The organism is Mesorhizobium sp. NZP2077, from assembly GCF_013170805.1.
Taxonomy (GTDB): domain Bacteria; phylum Pseudomonadota; class Alphaproteobacteria; order Rhizobiales; family Rhizobiaceae; genus Mesorhizobium.
Genome location: NZ_CP051293.1, coordinates 2,714,354 through 2,736,296, shown reverse-complemented (window position 1 = coordinate 2,736,296; position 21,943 = coordinate 2,714,354). Strand labels below are relative to the sequence as shown.

Below are 21,943 nucleotides of genomic sequence, written 5' to 3'. Positions count from 1 at the left end.
TCCTCCCCTCCCTCAGGCGAATTCGCGCCTGATGCGCCGGCTTGCCGAGGCGCTGTGGACGAGCGTCCCCCGTTCTCGCGCCTCGAGCCGCCAACTCAAATTGAAATGGGTTTCGTCCGCTGTCAGCTCAGTCACGGCGATCGCTTCGGTGTCGGCCTCGCCGCTGGCAATCGCCCAGCGATATTCGGTGACGAGTTTCGCCGATAGCGGATCGTCACTACTGATGCTCATCGTGTCGCTGTTGGCCGAGGAGACGGTGATGGCGCGATCGTCATAGCGCCGGCGACCATGGTCCGAGGTCAGCGCGATGGTCTGCACGCCAGAGCCGACATCGTCGGTGACGATGCGGCGATCAAAACCCTCGTCCAATGTCGTTGTCGGAAACGGCGGCGCGGTTTCGGCAGGCTCGAAGCGGACGTCGCGGTCGCGAGCCGACGGCGGGCGCACAGGAAGCATGACCGTGCTGTCGCCGCTCAAGACCGACAGCGTCGACAAATGCGGCTGCGGCCAAAGGATCGGCCAGTGCTGGTTGGCCAGCGCCAGCCGGATGCGATGTCCCTTGGGCACAATGCGGGCGAAATCGTTGAGCTTCAGCTTGACGCGGAAAGGCGTCCCAACCGGACACGGCGCCGGATGCTCATGGCTCTCGCGATGGCTGAGGTTGAGCACGCCGTAGGTCATCAGCGCTGACGTGCCATCGGGATAGACATCGCAGAGCCGGGCCGCGAGATTGACATGCGGCTGGTCGACAGTGACGAGCAGGTCCAGTTCAGGCGCGCCGAGCAATGTGATGTCTTCGTCGAGCGCGGCTGTGTCGAAGCAAAGCGCCATGCCGTCCTCGCGGCGCTGGTCGATGGGCATGTCCGGACAGGAGCCGCCATAGCCGCCCCAGCGGCCACAGTCGCGGCCGGCGGTGCCGGGCGAGCAAACGGAAAGTGTCGGTCCCGGCGCCGGTTCGCTGCTCAACCCGGCGGCATTCAGATGCAGAGCGCGGCGCTCGACGCGCGGCGACGGCCACTGATCCTCGGCAGCCCAGCTGCCGGCATGATCGGGCAGGTAAAAAGGTTGCGGCCGTTCTTCGCCGGTGACCCAGACACGGTAGAGCGGCTCGTCCATGATGCCGGTGTCTTCGCCGCAGAGCCAGTGGCGCCACCAGCGCAGCGCCTCCTGCAGATAGCCGATCAACGGACCCGGCGCGCCGCGGCAGGGATAGGCATGCGACCACGGACCGACAATGCCGAGCTTCGGTCCCGGCAGATGCTCGAGCAGGCGCGGCACGAAGTTCGAATAGCTGTCCTCCCAGCCGCAGACGGCCATGACGGCGCATTCGATCGCGGAATGATCCTCGCAGACGGAACCCTGCCGCCAATAATCGTCGCGGCGCTGGTGCGCGAGCCACACTTCCGAGAGCGAACTCGTCGCCGCAAGGCGGCTCAGCCACATGGCGCGCCAGGCGTCGCCGACGATCTGCGGGTCGGGCGCCATCGCCTTCTTCACCAGCATGAAGTTCGACCACATCTCCTGCTCGGTGAGCAGCGCGCCGCCCATATAGTGGATGTCGTCGGCGTAGCGGTCGTCGGTAGCGCAGTTGGCGATGATAGCCTTCAAGGCCGGCGGCCGGCGCGCCGCGACCTGCAGCGCGTTGAACCCGCCCCAGGAAATGCCGGTCATGCCGACATTGCCATTGCACCAGGGCTGAGCCGCGAGATGGGCGATGATTTCGCAGGCGTCTTGCTGCTCGCGCGGCAGATATTCGTCGGCCAGGTCGCCGTCGGAATCGCCGCTGCCGCGAATGTCTATACGGGCGCAAGCAATGCCGTGCCCGGCGAGCCAGGGATGGATGTCGATGTCACGCGCCACGGTGCCGTCACGGCGGCGATAGGGCACCATCTCGATGATAATAGGCACCTTGTCCACGGTGCGCGGACGCCACAGCGTCGCGGCAATGCGGGTGCCGTCGGCCAGCGTGATCCACAGCGGATCGACGGTTTCGACGGCAAAGGGAAACTCGGTTCGTACCACGGCAGGTACCCGCAAATGCTCTTGTTGAACGTTCGTACAACAAGAGCTTTTGCGGCGCAATCCCGCTTCGTCTTTTTGACGCTGAATGCGAACCGTTCTTCGGCGGCCGTGACGCGCCGTTAGACTTTCCGGTCGAATGGAAGCCTATGTAAAGATGGAGGCGCCGCGTCATTGGATGCGGTCCCCGGCACGAGGATCATCTCGGTTCCGGCGCAGTCGAGGCGGATGCGCCTCTCCAGCGACGTTGCAACGGGTTCAGACGGTGCGGCAAGCTGCGTCGTAGTCGGCCAGCACCTGGCCGATCGCCGCGTGAAGAATGGCCTCGGGATTGCCGGCCGGTCCAAGCCCGGACGGCAGCGTCGGCAGGAATTGCCGCATCAGCGTTTCGGGAATGGCAACGCCGGCAAGCGCCTCACGCAGGCGGCCGACGGCAACGCTGGCCGTTGGGTTGCTCCAATAATAGCGAATGCGGTCGCTGTAGCTGTAGTGCCGCTGCAGATAACGATCGGCTTCATTGCCGTGATAATGGCCGTGCCAATGGCCGGGAGCGGCCAGCATCACGCGTTCCATCGTGCGGGCAAGCGACCTGTCGCCATAGTCCGCGATCATTTCGGACGCGATCAGGTCGAGCCCGTAAAGCGCCTCGCGCAGCGCAAAGGTCAGGCCTGGACCCACTTTAAGGATCGGAAAGCCGTTGCCGACAAGGGCGGTCAGCGCCGCGCGGCTCTGGTAGTCGGTGGAATGCGCCTCGTAGACGAGGGACGGTTCCTCGTCGAGCAAACCGGTCAGCGGCTTCGATGCCTCGGGTCTGTAGGCGGCGACGTTCTGGCTGCCGAACTCGACGCCCGGCTGCACCACCACGGCGATGACGCGGCCAAATGCTTCCGACAGCCCTTCCCGGGCAAAGATCTCGCGATGAACCTCAATGGTGCGCCGCGCCGCCGCCGCCTCGGTGGGCTTCAGGTCGCTGATCGTGTGATCGACGCCGCCCGGAGCAGGAACCTCGGTGCCGATGATGTAGACCGGCAAGGCGCCACCCATGTCGCGGGCCGCCTTTTCGGCTGCCTTGGCCAGCCGCGCGGCCCGTGTCGCGATGGCCTCGTCGTCGAGGGCCGCCGGCTCGCCGGCACAACCCATCGACGCGTCGAGATGGATCTTGCTGAAGCCGGCCCAGACATAGGCGGTGACCATGGCTTCGGCCTTGCTCATCGCCTGTGCTGCCGGCTCCGTGCGCCACGGGTTCGGTCCCAGATGATCGCCGCCAAAGATGATGCGCCGGGGATCGAGCCCTTCCTTGCTGGCGATCTCATGCACGAAGGCGATGAACAGGTCCGGGGTCATCCCGGTGTAGCCGCCGAACTGGTTGACCTGATTGCAGGTCGCCTCGATCAGCAGGCTGCTTTCCTTGTCCCTGACGGCGCGCCGGATGGCCGTCTGGATCACCAGCGGATGGGCCGAGCAGATCGAGGTGATGCCGTAGGGCGACCCGTTTCTGTGCGCGGTGGCGAGGCCTGCGAGCGGGTTGGTCGTCATGTCGCCCTCTGCGTCCCGGCGACGAAGCTGTCCAGCACATCGAAGCCGGCGGTGCCTTCCATGGGCCCGCGCCGCGTGACATTGCGGGCGCCGGCGGCATTGGCATAAAACAGCGCCTTGGCCGGCTCCATGCCCTTGCGTCGGCAGGTGAGATAGGTCGCGCCGAAACAGTCGCCGGCGCCGGTCGGGGCGACTTCGTCGACCCGAAAGCCGGCACAATCGATCCTGGCGCCGTCGGCGCCGAACCAGGACGAGCCGGCGGCCCCACGCTTCAGCACGATCTCGCCGACACCCCTGGCAAACAACGCCTTCACCGCCTGGCATTCGTCATCGACCCCGGCGGCGGCAAGCAGCTCGTCGCCGGAGGGCAACAACAGATCGGCATCGTCGACCAGCGCTGAGAATTGCGCGCCGTCGGCGCCGTCGATCAGCTCCTTGCGCATATTCGGATCGAAAGAGGTCGAGCCACCACGAGCCCGCACCGATTTCAAGGCATAGGCGACGATCTCCTTCAGCCCGGCCACCGACAAGGTCGAGCCCATGACATGCAGATGGCCGGCCCTGTCCGCCAGCTCGCGCGCCGCGTCGGTGAGACGGATCTGCCCGGCGGCGGATTCGGCGATGTTGTAGACGAAATCCCGGCCGCCGTCGGGCCTGTAGCGCACGAACGCGCTTCCCGTGGGGTAGCGGTCGCTGACCGAGACGGCCGAGACGTCGACGCCGTCGCGTCTCAGCCTATCCAGGTTGATCGTTCCAAAATCGTCGCGGCCGACGCAGCCGATGAGCCCGGCGCCGCCGTCCAGTCTTGCCACCTGATCGATGAAGATGGCCGGCGCGCCGCTGGGGAATGGCCCGACCAGCGTCAGCGGTTCGAGAAAACCCAGGCCGGGGTCCGTCGCCATGATCTCGACCAGGATTTCGCCGGCGGTAATCGTCGGCCCCGCGGCTTCGGAGGCGATCTCCCTTCGGCGGCTCATTGCTGCAATTCCTTCTCCCCCAGCCGGACGCCGGTCATGGCGCACCGACTGCACGATAGTGCCTGTCCGCAGCCGAGGTAAATCGGAGTGAGGTTGAAGTCAACAAAAACTATACGCATGACCATTTAGTTTGCGCCGCATGCGGTCTTCCTTGTCACGTTGAATGACGAGCCATCGCATGCAGAGCGCAGGCACAGGGCCAGAATCCGTCTACGATGCACTTGACTCGGCTTTTCCGTAGCGCAATAAAATGTATACGCATGTCCACTTACACATGCGCATTCGTAAAGGAGGAGACGAAATGCCTATCGGTAAGCGTATCGGAATTCTTGGCCTGTCGGCCGCCGTTTCGGCACTGGCGGCAAGTGCTGCCCTGTCCGAGGAGATCACGGTTGCGACAGTCAACAATGGCGACATGATCATCATGCAGAAGCTGTCGCCCGAATGGGAGAAGGCGACAGGAAACAAGGTAAACTGGGTGGTGCTCGAGGAAAACGTGCTGCGCGAGCGGGTCACCACCGACATCGCCACCAAGGGCGGCCAGTTCGACGTGATGACGATCGGCGGCTATGAGACGCCGATCTGGGGCAAGAGCGGCTGGCTGACATCGCTCAACGATCTCGGCGACGACTACGATTATGACGACCTGATCGCGCCGGTACGCAGCGGCCTGACGGTCGACGGCAAGCTCTATGCCGTGCCCTTCTACGCCGAAAGCTCGTTCACACTCTACCGCAAGGATCTGTTCGACGCCGCCGGCCTCAAGATGCCGGAGCAGCCGACCTATGACCAGATCACGGAATTCGCCGACAAGCTCACCGACAAGTCGAAGGAGCAATACGGCCTGTGCCTGCGCGGCAAGCCGGGCTGGGGCGAGAACATGGCCTTCGTCGGCACGCTGGTGAACACCTTCGGCGGCCGCTGGTTCGATATGGACTGGAAGCCGCAGCTCAATTCGGATGAGTGGAAGAAGGCGATCGGCTGGTATGTCGACACGATGAAGAAGGATGGACCTCCGGGAATAAGCTCCAACGGCTTCAACGAGAACCAGACCTTGTTCGCCTCCGGCCATTGCGCCATGTGGATCGACGCCACGTCCGCCGCGGGTCGCGTCTATGATCCCAAGCAAAGCAAGGTCGCCGACAAGGTTGCCTTCGCCAAGGCGCCGGTGGCGGTCACGCCAAACGGTTCGGCCTGGGGCTGGGCATGGAGCCTCGCCATCCCGACCTCGACCAAAAAGGCGGATGTGGCCAAATCCTTCGTCAAATGGGCGACCTCGAAAGCCTATGTTCAGCGCGTCGGCGAGACCGAAGGCTGGGTCGCGGCACCTCCGGGAACGCGCAAGTCGACCTATGCCAGCGCCGACTACCAGAAGGCGGCGCCCTTCGCCGCGACGGTCCTTGCCGCGATCGAATCCGCCGACCCGACCAAGCAGACCAAGGATCCGGTTCCCTACACCGGCATCCAGTTCGTCGCCATCCCCGAATTCCAGGGCATTGGAACTGATGTCGGCCAGGCGATTGCCGCTGCGGTGACCGGTCAGCAGTCGGTCGATGATGCGCTCAACGGCGCCCAGACCGCCGTGGAGAAGACGATGACGGAAGCGGGCTACATCAAATAGGTGGGCTCGAGCCACACGACCTAGACCAGGGGGCGGAATGTGCGCCGCCTCCTGGCGATCCCGGCCCGCCATACCTCCCGTTGCAGCGGGCCGGGAGGATGCACGGATCCGCCGAGGCAACTCCAGGAAAATTGCGGTGCGGTTTTCCCCGGAATTGTGTGAGCAATCGGCAGGTCCGTGCGTTCCTCGCAGCAATCTGGCGAAAAGCGTGTAACGGTTTTCCCACAGGAATTGCCTGAGAAGACGCCGCCACGCATCCGCCGGCAGGCGCCAAATATCGTTTCGACCAAATGTCGTTTCTAACAGTCGCGAAAGGCTGGAACCGAATATGAAACTGAAGAGCAAGACGGCCCTGATCACCGGCGGCGCGCGCGGCATTGGCCTCGGCTTCGCGCAAGCTTTCGTGCGCGAAGGCGCCAACGTGGTGATTGCCGATATCGATATCGACCGCGCGACGCGGGCCGCCGCCGCGATCGGCTCGGCGGCCAGCGCCGTCAAACTCGATGTCACCGACCTCGATGCGATCGAGAAGGTGGCGGCGGAAGTCGACCGCACGTCCGGCGGCATCGATATCCTTGTCAACAACGCCGCCATCTTCGACATGGCACCGATCACCGACATCACCGAAGCGAGCTACGACAAGGTCTTCGACATCAATCTCAAGGGGCCGCTGTTCATGATGAAGGCGGTGGCCAATCTGATGATCAAGCGCGGTCGCGGCGGCAAGATCATCAACATGGCAAGCCAGGCCGGCCGCCGCGGCGAGGCGCTGGTGACGCTTTATTGCGCCTCCAAGGCAGCGATCATCTCGGCCACGCAGTCGGCGGCACTAGCGCTGGTCAAGCATGGCATCAACGTCAACGCCATCGCGCCCGGCGTCGTCGACGGCGAACACTGGGAGGTCGTCGACGCTCACTTCGCCCGCTGGGAGGGCCTGAATCCCGGTGAGAAGAAGGCGGCGGTGGCCAAGTCCGTGCCGATCGGCCGCTTCGCCAACCCCGAGGATATTGCCGGGCTTGCAGTGTTCCTCGCCTCGTCCGACAGCGACTACATCTTGGCGCAAACCTATAATGTCGATGGCGGCAACTGGATGAGCTGACGCGCGCCAAGCCTTAGCTGCCAGGACAAGGGAGACTGCAATGAAGGCCATCCGATTTACCGCTGCGGGCGTCGCCGGCATGGCGGATCTGGAGTTGCCAAAGGTCAAGCCTGGACACGCTTTGGTGCGCGTCCGCGCCGCCGGCCTTTGCCATACCGACATCGAGGTGCTGCATGGCCGCTACGGCGAAGGTGCGTTTCCCCTGGTCCCCGGCCACGAATATGCCGGCACGGTCGAGGCGGTCGTCGACGATGTCACCACCGTCAAGCCGGGCGACAGGGTTGCCGTCGATCCCAACATACCGTGCGGCCACTGCGCCGCCTGCCGGAAAGGCCTGACCAATCTGTGCGCCAGCCTGAAGGCCTACGGCGTCACCGAAAATGGCGGCTTCGCCGAATTCAGCGTGGTTGCCGTCGACCATCTGCATGGCATCGGCGATCTTGCCTTCGATACGGCGGCCCTTGCCGAGCCGCTCGCCTGTGTCCTCAACGGGCTCGGTGCCGCAGGCGTCGAGGCCGGCAAGAGCATACCCGGCAATGCGCTGGTCTTCGGCGCCGGGCCGATCGGCCTGCTTCTGGCGCTGTCGCTCAGGGCCAAGGGCGTGGCAAGCGTGGCGGTCGCCGACATCAGCGAACAGCGCCTGGCCTTCGCCGAGGCGCTCGGGCTGGAACCGTTGATGTCCGGATCGCAGGCACTGTCGGCGCGGGCGCGCGGCTTCGATTTCGTCGCCGACGCCACCGGCGTCGCCAAGGTGGTCGAAGGCATGATCGGCTTCACCGCCGATGGCGGCACGGCACTGGTCTTCGGCGTCTGCGCGCCCGATGCCAGGATCTCGGTCGCGCCGTTCGAAATCTTCCGCCGGCAGATCAAGCTGGCCGGTTCGCATTCGTTGAACCGCAACATCCCGCAGGCGCTCGATATCCTCAAACGCGACGACGGCACGATGGCGCGGCTTGTCAGCCATCAGTTGCCGCTGTCGCAATTGCTGCCGTTCTTTGCCAAGAGCAGCGGCGACCCAACGACGATGAAGGTGCAGTTCTCCGCGCAAGCCTAGACCGGGCCATGCGGCTTCCGCTTGCTGGCCGATCGTTTGCGCACCCGGGAGAAAAACCCTCCGGCTTTGCGCAAATAGGTGACTCAAGTAGAAGGTCGAGACGGCGGGTTCAAACAGGGGGCCATGGATGGCGAAGACGATAAGAACGATGGAGGATTTTTCCGCCTTTGTCGGTCTGTCCCGCACGACGGTTTCCAAATATTTCAACGATCCCGGTTCGGTGAGGCAAAACACCCGCAGCGCGATCGAGGCCGCGCTGAAGAAGTCCGACTTCCGACCGAGCATGTTCGCCGTCAATCTCAATCGCCGCCGCAGCAACATACTGGGCGTCATCATCCCGAATTCGACGGATCCGTTCTACATGGCGCTGACGCGCCGCATCGAGACGATCGCCAATGAAGCCGGCTTCCTGGCGTTCGTGCTCTCCTCCGACGGTCGCCCCGAAATGGAAGACCAGGCGATCCAGACCTTCCGATCGATGAACATCGCCGGCGCCATCATCGCGCCGCTCGGCGTGCAGTCGCACCACAGGATCCTGGCCGAACTCGGATCGAGCATCCCGCTGATCTATGTCGACTCGCCGCTTGATGAGACCTCCTCGTTCGTCGGCACCGACAACAGGCAGAGCTTCAGGCTCATCGTCGACTATCTCTGCAGGTCTGGCGAGCCCCCCTGCTACTTCGCCATGCCGCTCGTCAACAACAACGCCTCGGCACGCCAGGACGCCTATGTCGAGGCCATGCAGCAGTTCAAGATGGCGCCAGAAATCGTGCCCGTCGCCGACATCAGATCATGGGATTTCGAAAAATTCGGCTTTGACGAAGCGCTTCGCATCCTGCAGGCGCAAGGGTTCCCGACGAAGACGGTGCTTTGCGCCAACGACCGTGTTGCCTTCGGCGTGATCGGCGCCGCGTTCCAGCTCGGCCTGAAGGTCGGCCATGGCGCGGATTGCGACCTGCGGGTTGCCGGACACGACGACCATCCATTGTCGCGCTACGCCTGCCCTCCGATCACGACGGTCGCGCAGAACTACAACGAGATCGGTCGAATGGCCATCGAGCTGCTGCTGGCGCGGCTGGATGAAAAGGCGGCGAAACGCGAAAGCGGGCGCATTCTGCTCAACGCCGAACTGATGCTGCGAAGCTCGGCCTGAATTTGCACGGAATGCGCACCGGGCGCCCGGTCTGGTGAAATCAACCGCATGGTGATCTCCAGAGGGCGCCGGCGCTCTGAGGCGGAGAGCTTTCCCAGATGATTTCAGCCAGCCGGCATTGTGGGCCCGGAGGGCGTATTAAAATCGTTGCGGACGCGGGCGAGTTTGCGTCTCGCCCGCGTCGTGAAATCAGGCGGGATAAAGAGCGGGATAGTCGATGTAGCCTTCAGCCCCGCCCCCGGCATAGAACAGTGCCGGCCGCGGCTCGTTCAATGGCGCGCCCTCTTTGAGACGTGTGACCAGATCCGGGTTCGCAAGCGCCATGGCGCCTAGAGCTTCCATGTCGGCAACCCCGGCGGCAACATCGGCCCCGACCTGCTCGCGCGAGCGGCCCGGCCGATTGACGATCAAGACCCCGCCGAAAGCCTCCCGGATGTCCGCCAAGAGCGCTTCATTGCCGATATGGAGGATATGCAGATAGGCAATCCCGATCTTATGAAACTCGGCCGCCAGGTAACGGTAGAGATCGTCGTTCGCGTTGCCTTCGGCGATGCTGCCCGTAGGTAGTCCCGGCGACAGCCGGATCGCCGTCTTGTCGGCTCCGACCGCATCGACGATCGCTTGAACCACCTCAATCGCGAACCGTGCGCGGTTCTCAAGAGAACCACCGAATTCGTCGGTGCGCTTGTTCGCGTTCGGCGCAAGAAACTGGTGCACCAGATACCCGTTCGCGCCGTGAACTTCGACGCCGTCGGCCCCCGCTTCGATCGAGCGCTTGGCGGCGTTTGCGAAATCGGCGATGGTCTGCCGAACTTCAGCGGTTGTGAGCTCGCGCGGTTCCGGAACCGGCAGCATGCCTTTAACCGTGAACATGTTTTCACCGGAGGCAATCGCCGAAGGCGCAACAGGCTGGCGATGGTGCGGCGTGTTTTCCGGATGGGATCTGCGGCCGACATGCATGAGCTGGATGAACAGACGACCGCCCGCCTCATGGACGGCGTCGGCAACTTTCCGCCACCCTGCCACGTGATTGTCGTTGTAGATCCCGGGCGTGGCCAGATACCCCTGCCCGTCTTCGGACGGCTGGGTGCCCTCGGTGATCAGAAGACCCATCGTGGCGCGCTGTGCGTAATACTCGGGAGCCAGATCACCGGGTGTTCCGTCAGGCTTAGCCCGGCTTCGGGTCATCGGCGCCATGGCGAGGCGATGCGGCAGTTGCAGGTTGCCGAGTTTGAAAGTGGACCAGACATAGGTCATGTGTTTTCTCGTGGTTGTTGGATTTGTTGAGGGGGCTGAGGATCAGAGTCTGCCTGCGGCAAGCAGCTCGCGGGTGCGTTTCAGCGTCGACAGCAGGGCGGATTTGTAACCCTTCTCCTCGCTATCGAACTGCGTCTGCTCAGCCTGCTCCTCGGGGCCATTCGGCTCCTTGCCGCGAAGACCGATGTAGCAATAGAACTTGAGCTGCAGCTCGCCGGCATCATCCTCGAACAGCTCGTTGATGATCGCGCCTTCGCGTGGGCCGGTCGCCTGCAAGAAGGTGATCTTGCCTTGCGGCTCAAGGGTGATGATTTCGCGGAGCTCGGCGCCGGCGATCGTGGCTTCGCGCACGAAGTGGGTCGCGCTCTCTTCCACGACGTCGCAGCGCGTGCAGAGGCCGGGCGGGAGGAACAGGCGCGCGTCACGCGCCTTCAGCTCAAGGCCCTTCCAGACCTGTTCGCGCGTGAGTGTGGTCTCGCCGGCGGGGTTCACCGGAACGGTTGCGGTTGAGTAGACCATAGTCTGTTCCTTGATTGGGCGTTGTGGACAGCAGCGCTCAGGCAGCGATCTGAGCGGCGTAGTCGCGGTACGAGCGCAGCGGGCGGCCCAGCAGAGTGGTCAGCCGATCGACATCGCCGGCGTCCGGGACCATGCCGTCGGTCAAGAAGCGCTCGGCCATCAGCCGCATGTCGAGCGCCATCCAGCTCGGCATGAACTGTCGCAGGTTCTGCTCAAATCCCGCGGTGTCATCGCCGGGGTAGGCGATCGGGCGGCCGAGGACGTCCGTCCAGATCGCCGCGGCATCGGCGCCCGTCAGCGTATCCGGGCCGACCAGGTTGATGCGGTTGAGCGGGAGCGGCGTGGACGACCGCTCGCGGCGGATAAGCTCGATCGCAGCGATCTCGCCAACGTCGCGGGCGTCGATCATGGCAAGGCCCTTGCTGCCGATCGGCATGGGGTAGATGCCGTAGGCGGTGATCACGTCCTTGACGGTGATGTCGTTGTCCATGAAGTAGGCCGGGCGCAGGATGGTGGCGTTGAGGCCCATCTGCTCGATCATCCGCTCGACGCCGAACTTGCCCGCGAAGTGCGGCACGTTCACGTAGATGTCGCTGTGGATCACCGAGAGATAGACAATCCGCTCGATGCCGCCTTCGCGAGCAACGGCCAAGGCGACGAGCGCCTGGGTATATTCGTCGGCCACTACCCCGTTCAGCAGGAACAGCGTGGACACGCCCGAGAAGGCGCTACGCAGCGCGTCGACGTCGAGCAGGTCGCCTTGGGCGACTTCGACGCCGGCCGGGAAATTGGCCTTGGACGGGTCGCGAACCAGAACGCGCACGTCGGCGCCACGGTTCACTAGTTGTTCGACAACGTTGCGGCCTACATTGCCGGTCGCGCCAGTTACGAGGATGGTCATAGAGGCTACTCCTGGTTGGTTGTTTAAGTCTGGTAACAATCTAACGGCCCAAATTCATACCCAATAGATGACAGATATAGACGTACCGTCTCACTGGTGGAACGATAGGAGCCTTGGTCGGAGGAATGAAGCGGCAGCGTCGAGTGCTGCGGATCCGGCTTCCGGGATGGCAAGAATTGGCAGGGAACATGGCGACCAGGGTAGCGTCCGTGCGCCCGCTGATACCGATGACGTCGCTCACGAGATCTCCGGCGAAAGCGGAGACGTCGAAACGCTGCATGTCATTCGACTGACAGGTCCGCCGATGGACGGTCGCTACGACATCGACACGCTCCAGCATTGTTTCGAGCTTCGCGGACATCGCAGGATCTTCGCCTCGAGCGTAGCCGTCAGATCCGCAATGGCGCCAGCGGCCGCGGACGCGCTCACTCGAGAAGTGGCTTCATAGGTTGCACCGGTCCGCTCGGCTCACCGCCAACGATCCCAAAGCAATAGATCGCATGGTGCTGAACAGGGCTGGGATCGCCGCTACGGCGAGATATATGGCCGCGCCTGAGATCGAGGCCGGCAATCTCGTTCGCGTTCTGCCCGACTGGAGCGGTCCAGCCGTCGATGTCAGTCTAGCCTGTCGGCAAGGAACGCAGCCCGGCTGCACGAGCCCTCGTCGACTTTATGCGCCAACGGGTTGCCGGCAACCGCCGCTGGTTTGACGATGGGGCGTGACGGGCTTCACCACGTAATCAGTGGCGAACGATGCCGCCAGGCGTCGCTATGCACCTGGTCGAGGACAAATTTCGCAACGTCTTCCCGCGAGATGGTCCCGCCATGGAGGCCGGACAGATCGGTTAGAGTGCGGACATTGCCGCGTCCCGCCTTTTTGTTCAAAACGGATGGCCGGATGATAGTCCAATCGAGATCGGACTCACGGATGACGGCTTCCTGCCGGTTCTTGTCCGCATAGACGTTGCGCAGGAGCAGCGGGAAAATCACGTTATCGAACAGGAACCCGCCATGGCCGGCGCTGTCGCCCGCGCCCATCCCGGTGATGGTGATCAGGCGCGAGATGCGTTCCGTCTTCATTGCCTTGACGAGCGCGCGGGTCGCGGTCGAGAGCAGCGTCACCTGCTTGAACGGGCTGGCCGGAGTGCCCAGGGCACTGATGACGGCATCCTGCCCGCTGACGGCCTGGCGTAGGGTCTTCTCATCGCGGGCGTCGCCGACAACAAGCCGAACGCCCTTCATCTCCGCCGCTTTTTTGGGGGATCGGACCAGTGCCGTCACCTCATATCCGAGTGCCAATGCCTGGCTGACGATGAGACGGCCAGTCGGCCCCGTCGCCCCCAAAACCAATATTTTGGTCTGCGGGGCGTGGGGTTTGTCGTTTGTGGACTTGGTCATGGCTTTGTTCCTCGTTGGGTGAGACGTTTGCAGTTGGGTAGGTTGTTGTCGTGAATATGAGTGGTTCACAGACGATGCGATAGACGCTAATATTGGACACAACGTCCCATTGGTGGAACAGATGGATTTGCTGGCTCTCGCGGATTTCGTGCTCGTGGCCCGCCACGGCGGCTTCGGCCGTGCAGCACGGGCCGCCACTCGCCCCAAGGCGACTTTGTCGCGACGGGTGGCAGAACTTGAGGCTGGCCTGGGATTGCGACTTGTCGAGCGTGGCGCGCGGACACTCAAACTGACCGAGGAAGGGCGGGCGCTCTACGAACGGGCAGGCCATTTGCTGACCGAACTGGACGAAACCGCTGCAGCGATTGCCTCGGGCGGACAGAAGCCGCGAGGCAAACTGCGGATAAGTGCACCATTGCTTTTTTCTCAAACCGCAATGGGCAAGATCGCCGCCGGTTTTGCGCTGAAGTACCCGGAAGTCCGGCTTGAGGTCTCCACGGAAGACCGCGCTGTGGATATGATCGAGGAGGGGTTTGATCTGGTGATCCGAGTAAACCCGAATCCGGATGAGACCCTTGTCGGGCGGGCGTTCCTGCACGATCGACTGGTGGTCGCCGCTAGCCCGGGTCTCGCCCGGCCGACGGGGAACACGACAGCGCTCGCCGTCGTACGATCGGCGAGCGATCGACTGACCTGGCAAGTGATGACCGCCACCGGCCCGACCCAAATTATGATCGAGCCCGTTCTGGCGCTAACATCCCTTGTCATGGTCCGGGACGCGGTGCGAGCCGGCGTTGGCGCCGGCCGCCTACCTTTGTCGCTCGTGAGCCACGATCTCGCAGACGGCACGCTGGTAGAATGGGGCGAGGTCGACGGACCTGACATTGTCCTTTGGACGCTCTACCCGTCCAAGCGGCTCCTGAGCGCTCGGGTGTCAGCGTTTCTGAACTATCTCAAGGAGGCCTTCCCAATGGGGACGCCTGACGAACTGGCGGCTTATATCGGCAAATAAGGTGAGAGCAGTGTTTGTGCCCGGAAACGACCGTTTTCCGCACGACCGGCGGCTATTGGGTATATCCGATCCGACAAATCACCTCCTTCCTTCCCGACTTCAAGGGGCCATCCGAGATTGTTCGTCACGTGGGCAAGTGGGTGAGAATAAAGCGGTCGTGACATGGCACGTCGTCATTTCAGTTCACCAAGTAAGTCCGGCTCCTTTCAGACGGCTAGAAACAGCCCTTGATCGGCACGAAAGCGACTGGCAGCTCCGCGATTTCGGGATGGCGATAGCGGACGGTTCGCATGGAGGCTTGGAAGTCTCGACCTAACCCTCGGGGTCCGGGGCTGTCGGAACCAGACGACATGCCAATTCAACGGGATTGGTGGGCCCACGCTTGCTCAGCCGGCGACCCGCGTAGCCAGCAAAGCGCTTGCCTATTTGGTATGCTGGTATAATATGTACCTGACATAGCGTGTCCCAACGGGTTGCGCTTTGCTCAAGTGTGGCAGCCAAGCCGATCGTGTTTTTGGGAGGAAATACCATGAGATTTGCAACTGTGGCGGCGCTCGCCGGCGCTGCGATGGTGGGCGCTACGGTGATGCCGGCAATGGCGTCTTCGGACGCGCCGGTCATCGCGCTCGCCAACGCCTATTACGGCAACACCTGGCGGCATCAGATGGTGGAAGCATTCGAAGCCTCGGCCAAGGAAGCCAAGGCCGCCGGGCAGATCGCCGATTATATCGTCATGAACGGCGACGGCTCCGTCGCGCAGCAGAATAGCCAGATCGCAGAACTGATCCTCAAGAAGGTCGACGTGCTCGCTGTCGACGCCGCCTCGGAAACAGCGGTCAACGGCATCATCGAAAAAGCCTGCAAGGCCGGCATCATCGTCATCTCCTTCGATTCTGTGGCCTCGGCGCCCTGCAACTACCAGCTTAATTTCGACTTCAAGGGCTACAAGGCCACCCAGGCCGAAGCGGTCTTCAAGATGCTCGGCGGCAAGGGCAACGTCCTGCAGGTGCGCGGCGTCAAGGGCTCGGCGCCCGACAACGACATGTTCAACGCGCAGCAGTCGGTGTTGGCGAAGTACCCTGACATCAAGGTGGTTGCTACCGTCTATGGCCAGGCGACCGCCTCGGTGGCGCAGGCGGCGATCGCCAACGTGCTGCCCTCGCTGCCGCATGTCGACGCCGTGCTCGGCCAGGGTGGCAGCGACGACGTCGGCATTGCGCAGGCCTTCGTCCAATATGGCGGCGACTACGCCGGCAAGATGCCGATCATCGAGGGCGGCGGCGGCACCGACTTCGTCAAATGGTGGGCTGACGAGAATGCCAAGAATGGCTACCAGACCGTGTCGATGAACACCACGCCGGGCATCGGCGGCGCCGCCTTCTGGCTCGGCCTGTCGCTGCTGAAGGGCGCCAAGGCGCCCAAGCTGATGATCATGCCGGTGGCTACGGTCGATGCCAGCAACCTCAAGGACTATGCGAAGCTGCCGGGCGGCCAGATCATCAGTCCGAGCTACTCGCTGGACTGGGTGAAGCAGAACCTGCTGAGCAAGTAACACCACCAGCTCTACCGATCGGGCGCCGCCGCAAGGCTGCGCCCGACGCTGGCGATCGAAGAAACGGAGGACGAATGTCCCAGCTTGCCGTTGCCGAACAGGACAGCGCCGCAGCCGCGGCGCGCGCCGCCCCTATCCGGCCAAGCGTCGTCACGCTCACCGGAATAACCAAGAGTTTTGGACCGACCCTCGCCAATGCCGGAATCGACCTCTCCGTCGCCGCCGGCTGCGTGATCGGGCTGGTCGGCGGCAACGGCGCGGGAAAATCGACGTTGATGCGCATCCTGTGCGGCGCGATGTGGCCAACGCTGGGCTCCATTTCCTTCGCCGGCGAGGAGCTTGACTTCAGCGACTACGGCACCGGCGAAGCGCAGCGGCGCGGCATCCGCATGGTGCATCAGGAGCTGTCGCTCTGCGCCAACCTGTCGGTCGCCGAGAACTTCTTTCTGGAAACCCCCGGCGACGCGGCCAGCCGGCCCGGCTGGCGCGCGCTCTATCGGGCTCGCGCTCGCGAGGCGCTGGACGCGGTTTTCCCCGGCAACGCCATCGATGCCGACGCCGAGGTCGGCCACCTCTCCATTGCCGAACGGCAGATGGTCGAGATCGCCCGCGCCGCGGCGACGCCCGGCGTCAAGCTGATCGTGCTCGACGAGCCGACATCCTCGCTCGATCTCGACCGCTCGAAACAGTTGCGCGCCTTCGTCCGTGAACGGGCACAGGCCGGGCTTGCCTTCATCTTCATCAGCCACAAGCTGCAGGAGATCATCGACATCGCCGCCGAGATCGTGGTGCTGCGCAACGGACGCACCGCATGGCGGGGCCACGTCGCGGACGCCTCGATCGGCAAGTTGGTGCAGTTGATGGGCGGCGATGCCAATCCGGTGCATCAGCACGCCGTCGCCGCTGCCTCGGCCCAGGACGTGCTGGTGCGGCTCTCCGGCGCGCTGACGGCAGAGCTCGGCCACGACATCGACATTGTGCGCGGCGAGATCGTCGGGCTGGCGGGCCTCGAAGGGAGCGGCCAGAAGGAGCTGCTGCACGCCATCTTCAGGCCCGACCGCAAGCAGAGCGCGGCGGTCACGAGACATGCGCAGGCCAGCTTCATCGCCGGAGACCGGCAGAAGGAAGGCGTGTTCCCGCTGTGGAGCGTGCTTGGAAACATCAGCATCGGCGCACTGGCCCGCCGCCCGGCACTCAGCCTGGTTTCCGATCGCGGCAACCGCGACACGGCCGCCGGCGCGGCCAGCAAGTTGCGGCTCGACGAAAGGCGCTTCGGTTCCAATGTCACCGAGCTCAGCGGCGGCAACCAGCAGAAGGCGCTGGTTGCCCGCGCGCTCGTCGCCGACACGCCGATCATCCTGCTCGATGATCCGACGCGCGGCGTCGACATCGCCACCAAGCAGGATTTCTACCGGCTCTGTAACGACATCGCGCGCAGCGGACGGACACTTGTCTGGCACACGACCGAGGACGCCGAACTGCTGGCCTGCGACCGCGTGCTGGTCTTTGCCGGCGGGCGTATCGTGCGGGAACTCTCAGGCGAAGCGATCACCGAATCGGCCGTTGTCGGCGCCTCTTTCACCCAGCCGACGGACAGGCTGGCCGGCGCCGGCCACAAGGATGCCGCCGCAGCCGGACTCGGCCGCAAGCTGGTCAATGCAGCGCCGTTCATCGGCCTTGCCGCCGTGCTCGCCGTGATGATCTCGGCCAATCCCGCCGTCGCCTCGATCTTCGGCCTCGATCTGCTGCTGATGCCGGCACTGTCGCTGGTGCTGGTGACGGCGGCGCAGATGTTCATCGTCGGCGGCAGCGAAATCGATCTCGGCGTCGGCGCCTTCGCCGGCCTGGTCAGCGTGCTCAGCGCCACGCTGCTCTACGATCAGCCATACCTTGGCGCGCTGGCGCTTTTGGCCGCGGTCGTTGCCTATGCCGGTCTCGGTGGCCTTATCCAGGCGCGAAAAATCCCGGCCATCGTCGTCACGCTCGGCGCGTCCTTCATCTGGGTGGGGCTGGGCTATGCGCTGCAGCCGACGCCGGGCGGCGCCAGTCCGGAATGGCTGACGGCGCTGTTCGGCTGGTCGCTCGACTTCCTGCCAACATCGATCATCCTCATCGCGGCGGTCGCCCTGGTGGTGTTGGTGATCGACCGGCTGCCGCTTGGCGTGGTGCTGCGCGGCTTCGGCAACAACCCCGTCGCCATGATCCGCTCGGGATGGTCGCCGACGCGCTATGCCCTGGTGCGGTATCTGATCGCCGGGCTGTTCGCGGCGGCCGCCGGCCTGTCGCTGACGGCGATCAACACGGCGAGCGACATCAATTCCGGCAATTCGTTCACGCTGCTCAGCGTCGCCGCCGTGGTGATGGGCGGCTGCTCGCTGCTCGGCGGCATCGTCTCGCCGGTCGGCGCCATCGCCGGCGCGGTGACGCTGTCGCTGATCGGCGCGCTGCTTGGAACGCTCAATGTCAGCAGCGACTTCAACGCCGCGACGCAAGGCCTGATCCTGATCGCGCTCTTGACACTGCGCAGCCTGACCGCCGACCGCAGGAGCGAACAATGAACGCGCTGTCCGCCTTCACGTTCTGGGCGCAGAGGAACCGCTGGATCTGGGCGGCGATCGGCGTGCTCCTGCTCTGGCTGGTGCTTTCGGTGGTCACCAACCGCTTCAGCCTCTCCAGCCTGTCGGGCATCATCTTGTCGGCCTCGTTCCTGACGGTCGTCGGCATCGGCCAGATGCTCGTGGTGACGACGGGGCGCGGCAACATCGACCTCTCCGTCGCTTCGGTGATCACGCTCAGCGCCTTCGTCGCGCTGCTCACCATCAAGGGCCAGGATGCCAACCTTGCGATTGGCGTCGCCGCTGCCCTCCTGCTCGGCCTCGCGGTCGGGCTGCTCAATTCACTGCTCGTCGTCGGCCTCGGTATTCCGGCGATCATCGCGACGCTCGCGACCGGCTATGTGCTGGCGACCGCGACGCTGCTGTCGAACAAGGCAATTTCCGGCTTTGCCGTCAGCCCGGCGCTGAAGGGTCTGGCGACGGGCCGCATTTCGGGTGTTCCGATCATGGCCATCATTGCCATTCTTGGCGTGATGGCCGCCTCCTTCGTGCTGCGCTACACTGTGTTCGGGCAGCTGCTGTCGGCGGTCGGCCAGAACCGCGCGGCCGCCCGGCTCGCCGCCATCAACAACGGCCGGGTGATCGCCGCGGCCTTCATCATCTCGTCGGTGCTGGCCTCGCTCGATGGCCTGCTGCTCGGCGCCTATATCGGCGGCGCCTTCCTCGAAATGGGCCAGCCCTACCTCCTGCAGTCGATCGCCGCGGTGGTGCTCGGCGGAACGCTGATCTTCGGCGGCGCGGCAACCGCTGTCGGCACCCTGTTCGCCAGCATCCTTTTGATCCTGATCGTCACCACGATGCAGATCATCGGCCTGCCTCCGGGCGTCCAGGACATCGTGCAAGGCATCGTCGTCATCTTCGTTCTCGCGCTTGCCGGACGACAGGCTATGACGCGGCGAGCACCGGTCGAGCCGGCACGCGGCGGCGACGATTCTGCGCTGCCGGCCGGAGACCAGCCGGCATGAGACTGTCAGCGGGGCACTGTTCAAATCGCCAAATCATGGTAGAGTGATTATACCAGTTAATAACATGACGATCGGCGCGGCCATCGTTTGAGATCGGGAGTAACGGATACATGACGACGATTGCGCTGTTCGGGGCTGGCGGGAAAATGGGCTACCGCCTGTCGACCAATTTTCGCGGATCGCCCTACACGATACGCCATGTCGAGGTCAGCGAAGCCGGTCGCGAGCGGCTGAAGTCGGGCCTGGGCTTTGACACGGTCAGCGCCGACGCCGCACTCGACGGCGCCGATGTCGTGATCCTTGCCGTTCCCGACACGCATATCGGCAAGGTGGCGGCGAGCATCGAAAGCAAGCTGGCGCCAGGCACGATGGTGGTGGTGCTCGACGCGGCGGCACCCTTTGCCGGGCATCTGCCTGATCGTCCCGATCTTACCTATTTCGTCACCCATCCCTGCCATCCGCCGATCTTCAACGACGAGACCGACATGGCCGCCAAGAAGGACTTTTTCGGCGGCGTCAAAGCCAAGCAGCATTTCGTCAGCGCGCTGATGCAAGGGCCGGAGGAGGACTACGCCAAGGGCGAGAAGATCGCCCAGATCATCTGGGCACCGGTGATGCGCTCGCACCGCGTCACGGTCGAGCACATGGCGCTGCTCGAGCCTGGCCTTTCGGAGACGGTGTGCGCTTCGCTGCTCGTCGTCATGAAGGAAGCCCTCGAAGAGGTCGTGGCGCGTGGCGTCGACCGGCAGGCCGCACTCGATTTCCTGCTCGGCCATATGAATGTGCTCGGGGCCGTCATCTTCGGCGAGACCAAGGGCGTGTTCTCCGATGCCTGCAACAAGGCCATCGAATTCGGCAAGCCGGTGCTGATGCGCGACGACTGGAAGCGGGTCTTCGAACCGGAAGAGATCGCCGCCAGCATCCAGCGCATCACTTGAAGCGGCTCCGTCTTCCCTCCTCTCGTTGGGGGAGAGGAAAGAAACGCCGAACGCTCAGATACAGATCACCTGAATTAGTGATTGACTCATCATACCAGTTGGCTAAGCTGGTTTGGCACTCGGATTGATCATTCTCCGTTGGGAGTTGACGTCGAGACGAGCGGAGGATGGCGAGGAACGGGGAGCGAAAATCGGCTCGGCTGGAAAGTCGCAAGCGGCTTGCCTGACCGAGCGCGTGCTGCCCGCACTGCCTGATGAATTCAAATGCAGACAATGGCCTCGGTTGGTCGAGGCGATGTCTTTTCAACGGGAGGACTTCATGAAACTCACTCGCAGAATGACGCTTGCGGCTTTCGCCGGCGTATTGGCATTTGGTACGGCGGCGCCGGCCTTCGCGGCTGACCTGATCGCGATCATCACCCCCTCGCACGACAATCCGTTCTTCAAGGCGGAAGCCGTCGGCGCCGAGGCAAAGGCCAAGGAACTCGGCTATGAGGCGCTGGTGCTCGTCCATGACGACGACGCCAACAAGCAGTCGCAACTGATCGACACGGCGATCGGCCGTGGCGCCAAGGCGATCATCCTCGACAATGCCGGCGCCGACGCCACCGTCGCCGCCGTGCAGAAGGCCAAGGATGCCGGCATCCCCTCCTTCCTGATCGACCGCGAGATCAACGCCACCGGCGTCGCCGTGGCGCAGATCGTCTCCAACAATTACCAGGGCGCCCAGCTCGGCGCGCAGGAGTTCGTCAAGCTGATGGGCGAGAAGGGCAATTTCGTCGAGCTGGTCGGCAAGGAATCCGATACCAATGCCGGCATCCGCTCCAAGGGCTATCATGATGTCATCAACGACTATCCGGACCTGAAGATGGTGGCGCAGCAGTCGGCCAACTGGAGCCAGACCGAGGCCTATTCCAAGATGGAATCGATCCTGCAGGCCAATCCCGACATCAAGGGCGTGATCTCAGGCAACGACACGATGGCAATGGGCGCCTATGCGGCGCTCGCCGCTGCGAACCGCAAGGATGTCATCGTCGTCGGCTTCGACGGCTCCAACGACGTGCGTGACTCCATCACCTCGGGCGGCATCAAGGCGACGGTGCTGCAGCCGGCCTATGCCCAGGCGCAGATGGCGGTCGAACAGGCCAACGACTTCATCAAGAATAAGAAGTCGCCCGAGAAGGAAAAGCAGTTGATGGACTGCGTACTCGTCAATGGCGACAACGCCGCCAAGCTGGAAACCTTCGCGCTGAAGAACTGAGCCGGCGCAATGCAATCCGCGAGGGGCGAACCTAGAGTTCGTCCCTCGTCTCCATTTCCCTGGGAT

General features: G+C 63.7%; 18 protein-coding genes. 10 read left to right on the top strand and 8 right to left on the bottom strand.

Annotated features, from left to right (window positions below; genetic code table 11):
• Window positions 1–12: 12 nt before the first annotated feature.
• From HGP13_RS13410 to HGP13_RS13400, 3 genes are all read right to left on the bottom strand, one after another.
• Window positions 13–2,022, bottom strand: coding sequence for a CocE/NonD family hydrolase (locus tag HGP13_RS13410; RefSeq protein ID WP_172225899.1), 2,010 nt, complete (start codon window positions 2,020–2,022; stop codon window positions 13–15).
• A gap of 255 nt (window positions 2,023–2,277) precedes the next feature.
• Window positions 2,278–3,555, bottom strand: a complete 1,278-nt coding sequence (locus tag HGP13_RS13405) for a D-tagatose-bisphosphate aldolase, class II, non-catalytic subunit (protein WP_172225896.1) — start codon at window positions 3,553–3,555, stop codon at window positions 2,278–2,280.
• On the bottom strand, window positions 3,552–4,532 hold the full coding sequence (locus tag HGP13_RS13400; RefSeq protein WP_172225893.1) for a sugar kinase: 981 nt from the start codon (window positions 4,530–4,532) through the stop codon (window positions 3,552–3,554). Before HGP13_RS13400 ends, HGP13_RS13405 begins: the two co-directional genes overlap by 4 nt.
• A gap of 301 nt (window positions 4,533–4,833) precedes the next feature.
• On the opposite strand from HGP13_RS13400, the gene HGP13_RS13395 reads away from it, so the two are divergent.
• From HGP13_RS13395 to HGP13_RS13380, 4 genes are all read left to right on the top strand, one after another.
• Complete coding sequence (locus HGP13_RS13395) at window positions 4,834–6,153, top strand: sugar ABC transporter substrate-binding protein (RefSeq protein ID WP_172225891.1); 1,320 nt, start codon at window positions 4,834–4,836, stop codon at window positions 6,151–6,153.
• A gap of 328 nt (window positions 6,154–6,481) precedes the next feature.
• Entirely contained in the window at window positions 6,482–7,252 is a 771-nt protein-coding gene (locus tag HGP13_RS13390) for an L-iditol 2-dehydrogenase (protein ID WP_172225888.1), read from the top strand.
• A gap of 40 nt (window positions 7,253–7,292) precedes the next feature.
• Window positions 7,293–8,306, top strand: coding sequence for a zinc-dependent alcohol dehydrogenase family protein (locus tag HGP13_RS13385; RefSeq protein ID WP_172225885.1), 1,014 nt, complete (start codon window positions 7,293–7,295; stop codon window positions 8,304–8,306).
• A 148-nt stretch (window positions 8,307–8,454) separates the two neighbouring features.
• On the top strand, window positions 8,455–9,459 hold the full coding sequence (locus HGP13_RS13380) for a LacI family DNA-binding transcriptional regulator (protein WP_246707449.1): 1,005 nt from the start codon (window positions 8,455–8,457) through the stop codon (window positions 9,457–9,459).
• Window positions 9,460–9,648: 189 nt separating this feature from the next.
• Here the strand turns inward: HGP13_RS13380 and HGP13_RS13375 are convergent, their stop codons facing one another.
• The 5 genes from HGP13_RS13375 to HGP13_RS13350 all read right to left on the bottom strand — a co-directional run bounded on the left by HGP13_RS13375 (window position 9,649) and on the right by HGP13_RS13350 (window position 13,534).
• Window positions 9,649–10,716, bottom strand: coding sequence for an alkene reductase (locus tag HGP13_RS13375; protein ID WP_172225878.1), 1,068 nt, complete (start codon window positions 10,714–10,716; stop codon window positions 9,649–9,651).
• 42 nt (window positions 10,717–10,758) lie between these two features.
• Complete coding sequence (locus HGP13_RS13370) at window positions 10,759–11,235, bottom strand: AtaL-like protein (RefSeq protein ID WP_172225875.1); 477 nt, start codon at window positions 11,233–11,235, stop codon at window positions 10,759–10,761.
• A gap of 37 nt (window positions 11,236–11,272) precedes the next feature.
• Complete coding sequence (locus HGP13_RS13365; protein WP_172225872.1) at window positions 11,273–12,136, bottom strand: NmrA/HSCARG family protein; 864 nt, start codon at window positions 12,134–12,136, stop codon at window positions 11,273–11,275.
• A gap of 40 nt (window positions 12,137–12,176) precedes the next feature.
• On the bottom strand, window positions 12,177–12,497 hold the full coding sequence (locus tag HGP13_RS38740) for a hypothetical protein (protein WP_172225870.1): 321 nt from the start codon (window positions 12,495–12,497) through the stop codon (window positions 12,177–12,179).
• A 368-nt stretch (window positions 12,498–12,865) separates the two neighbouring features.
• Window positions 12,866–13,534 carry an SDR family oxidoreductase gene (locus tag HGP13_RS13350; RefSeq protein WP_172225866.1) on the bottom strand — a complete coding sequence of 223 codons (669 nt, stop codon included), beginning with the start codon at window positions 13,532–13,534 and terminating at the stop codon, window positions 12,866–12,868.
• A 121-nt stretch (window positions 13,535–13,655) separates the two neighbouring features.
• On the opposite strand from HGP13_RS13350, the gene HGP13_RS13345 reads away from it, so the two are divergent.
• The 6 genes from HGP13_RS13345 to HGP13_RS13320 all read left to right on the top strand — a co-directional run bounded on the left by HGP13_RS13345 (window position 13,656) and on the right by HGP13_RS13320 (window position 21,877).
• Window positions 13,656–14,546, top strand: coding sequence for a LysR substrate-binding domain-containing protein (locus HGP13_RS13345; RefSeq protein ID WP_172225864.1), 891 nt, complete (start codon window positions 13,656–13,658; stop codon window positions 14,544–14,546).
• 529 nt (window positions 14,547–15,075) lie between these two features.
• Window positions 15,076–16,098, top strand: a complete 1,023-nt coding sequence (locus HGP13_RS13340) for an ABC transporter substrate-binding protein (RefSeq protein ID WP_172225862.1) — start codon at window positions 15,076–15,078, stop codon at window positions 16,096–16,098.
• A 74-nt stretch (window positions 16,099–16,172) separates the two neighbouring features.
• Window positions 16,173–18,656 carry an ATP-binding cassette domain-containing protein gene (locus tag HGP13_RS13335; protein ID WP_172225860.1) on the top strand — a complete coding sequence of 828 codons (2,484 nt, stop codon included), beginning with the start codon at window positions 16,173–16,175 and terminating at the stop codon, window positions 18,654–18,656.
• A complete protein-coding gene (locus tag HGP13_RS13330) occupies window positions 18,653–19,678 on the top strand; it encodes an ABC transporter permease (RefSeq protein ID WP_172225858.1) in 1,026 nt (341 codons plus the stop codon). Before HGP13_RS13335 ends, HGP13_RS13330 begins: the two co-directional genes overlap by 4 nt.
• 110 nt (window positions 19,679–19,788) lie before the next feature.
• Window positions 19,789–20,616, top strand: coding sequence for a phosphogluconate dehydrogenase C-terminal domain-containing protein (locus HGP13_RS13325; protein ID WP_172225856.1), 828 nt, complete (start codon window positions 19,789–19,791; stop codon window positions 20,614–20,616).
• A 319-nt stretch (window positions 20,617–20,935) separates the two neighbouring features.
• Window positions 20,936–21,877, top strand: a complete 942-nt coding sequence (locus tag HGP13_RS13320) for a D-ribose ABC transporter substrate-binding protein (RefSeq protein ID WP_172225854.1) — start codon at window positions 20,936–20,938, stop codon at window positions 21,875–21,877.
• The last annotated feature ends 66 nt before the right edge of the window (window positions 21,878–21,943 follow it).

What these genes read in the sequence shown, in the direction of transcription:
- HGP13_RS13335 (WP_172225860.1), top strand. Translation starts at nt 16,173, where the DNA reads ATGTCCCAGCTTGCCGTTGCCGAACAGGACAGCGCCGCAGCCGCGGCG.
- HGP13_RS13320 (WP_172225854.1), top strand. Translation starts at nt 20,936, where the DNA reads ATGAAACTCACTCGCAGAATGACGCTTGCGGCTTTCGCCGGCGTATTG.
- HGP13_RS13330 (WP_172225858.1), top strand. Translation starts at nt 18,653, where the DNA reads ATGAACGCGCTGTCCGCCTTCACGTTCTGGGCGCAGAGGAACCGCTGG.
- HGP13_RS13380 (WP_246707449.1), top strand. Translation starts at nt 8,455, where the DNA reads ATGGAGGATTTTTCCGCCTTTGTCGGTCTGTCCCGCACGACGGTTTCC.
- HGP13_RS13370 (WP_172225875.1), bottom strand. Translation starts at nt 11,235, where the DNA reads ATGGTCTACTCAACCGCAACCGTTCCGGTGAACCCCGCCGGCGAGACC.
- HGP13_RS13395 (WP_172225891.1), top strand. Translation starts at nt 4,834, where the DNA reads ATGCCTATCGGTAAGCGTATCGGAATTCTTGGCCTGTCGGCCGCCGTT.
- HGP13_RS13405 (WP_172225896.1), bottom strand. Translation starts at nt 3,555, where the DNA reads ATGACGACCAACCCGCTCGCAGGCCTCGCCACCGCGCACAGAAACGGG.
- HGP13_RS13340 (WP_172225862.1), top strand. Translation starts at nt 15,076, where the DNA reads ATGAGATTTGCAACTGTGGCGGCGCTCGCCGGCGCTGCGATGGTGGGC.
- HGP13_RS13350 (WP_172225866.1), bottom strand. Translation starts at nt 13,534, where the DNA reads ATGACCAAGTCCACAAACGACAAACCCCACGCCCCGCAGACCAAAATA.
- HGP13_RS13375 (WP_172225878.1), bottom strand. Translation starts at nt 10,716, where the DNA reads ATGACCTATGTCTGGTCCACTTTCAAACTCGGCAACCTGCAACTGCCG.
- HGP13_RS13345 (WP_172225864.1), top strand. Translation starts at nt 13,656, where the DNA reads ATGGATTTGCTGGCTCTCGCGGATTTCGTGCTCGTGGCCCGCCACGGC.
- HGP13_RS38740 (WP_172225870.1), bottom strand. Translation starts at nt 12,497, where the DNA reads ATGTCCGCGAAGCTCGAAACAATGCTGGAGCGTGTCGATGTCGTAGCG.
- HGP13_RS13325 (WP_172225856.1), top strand. Translation starts at nt 19,789, where the DNA reads ATGACGACGATTGCGCTGTTCGGGGCTGGCGGGAAAATGGGCTACCGC.
- HGP13_RS13385 (WP_172225885.1), top strand. Translation starts at nt 7,293, where the DNA reads ATGAAGGCCATCCGATTTACCGCTGCGGGCGTCGCCGGCATGGCGGAT.
- HGP13_RS13365 (WP_172225872.1), bottom strand. Translation starts at nt 12,136, where the DNA reads ATGACCATCCTCGTAACTGGCGCGACCGGCAATGTAGGCCGCAACGTT.
- HGP13_RS13390 (WP_172225888.1), top strand. Translation starts at nt 6,482, where the DNA reads ATGAAACTGAAGAGCAAGACGGCCCTGATCACCGGCGGCGCGCGCGGC.
- HGP13_RS13400 (WP_172225893.1), bottom strand. Translation starts at nt 4,532, where the DNA reads ATGAGCCGCCGAAGGGAGATCGCCTCCGAAGCCGCGGGGCCGACGATT.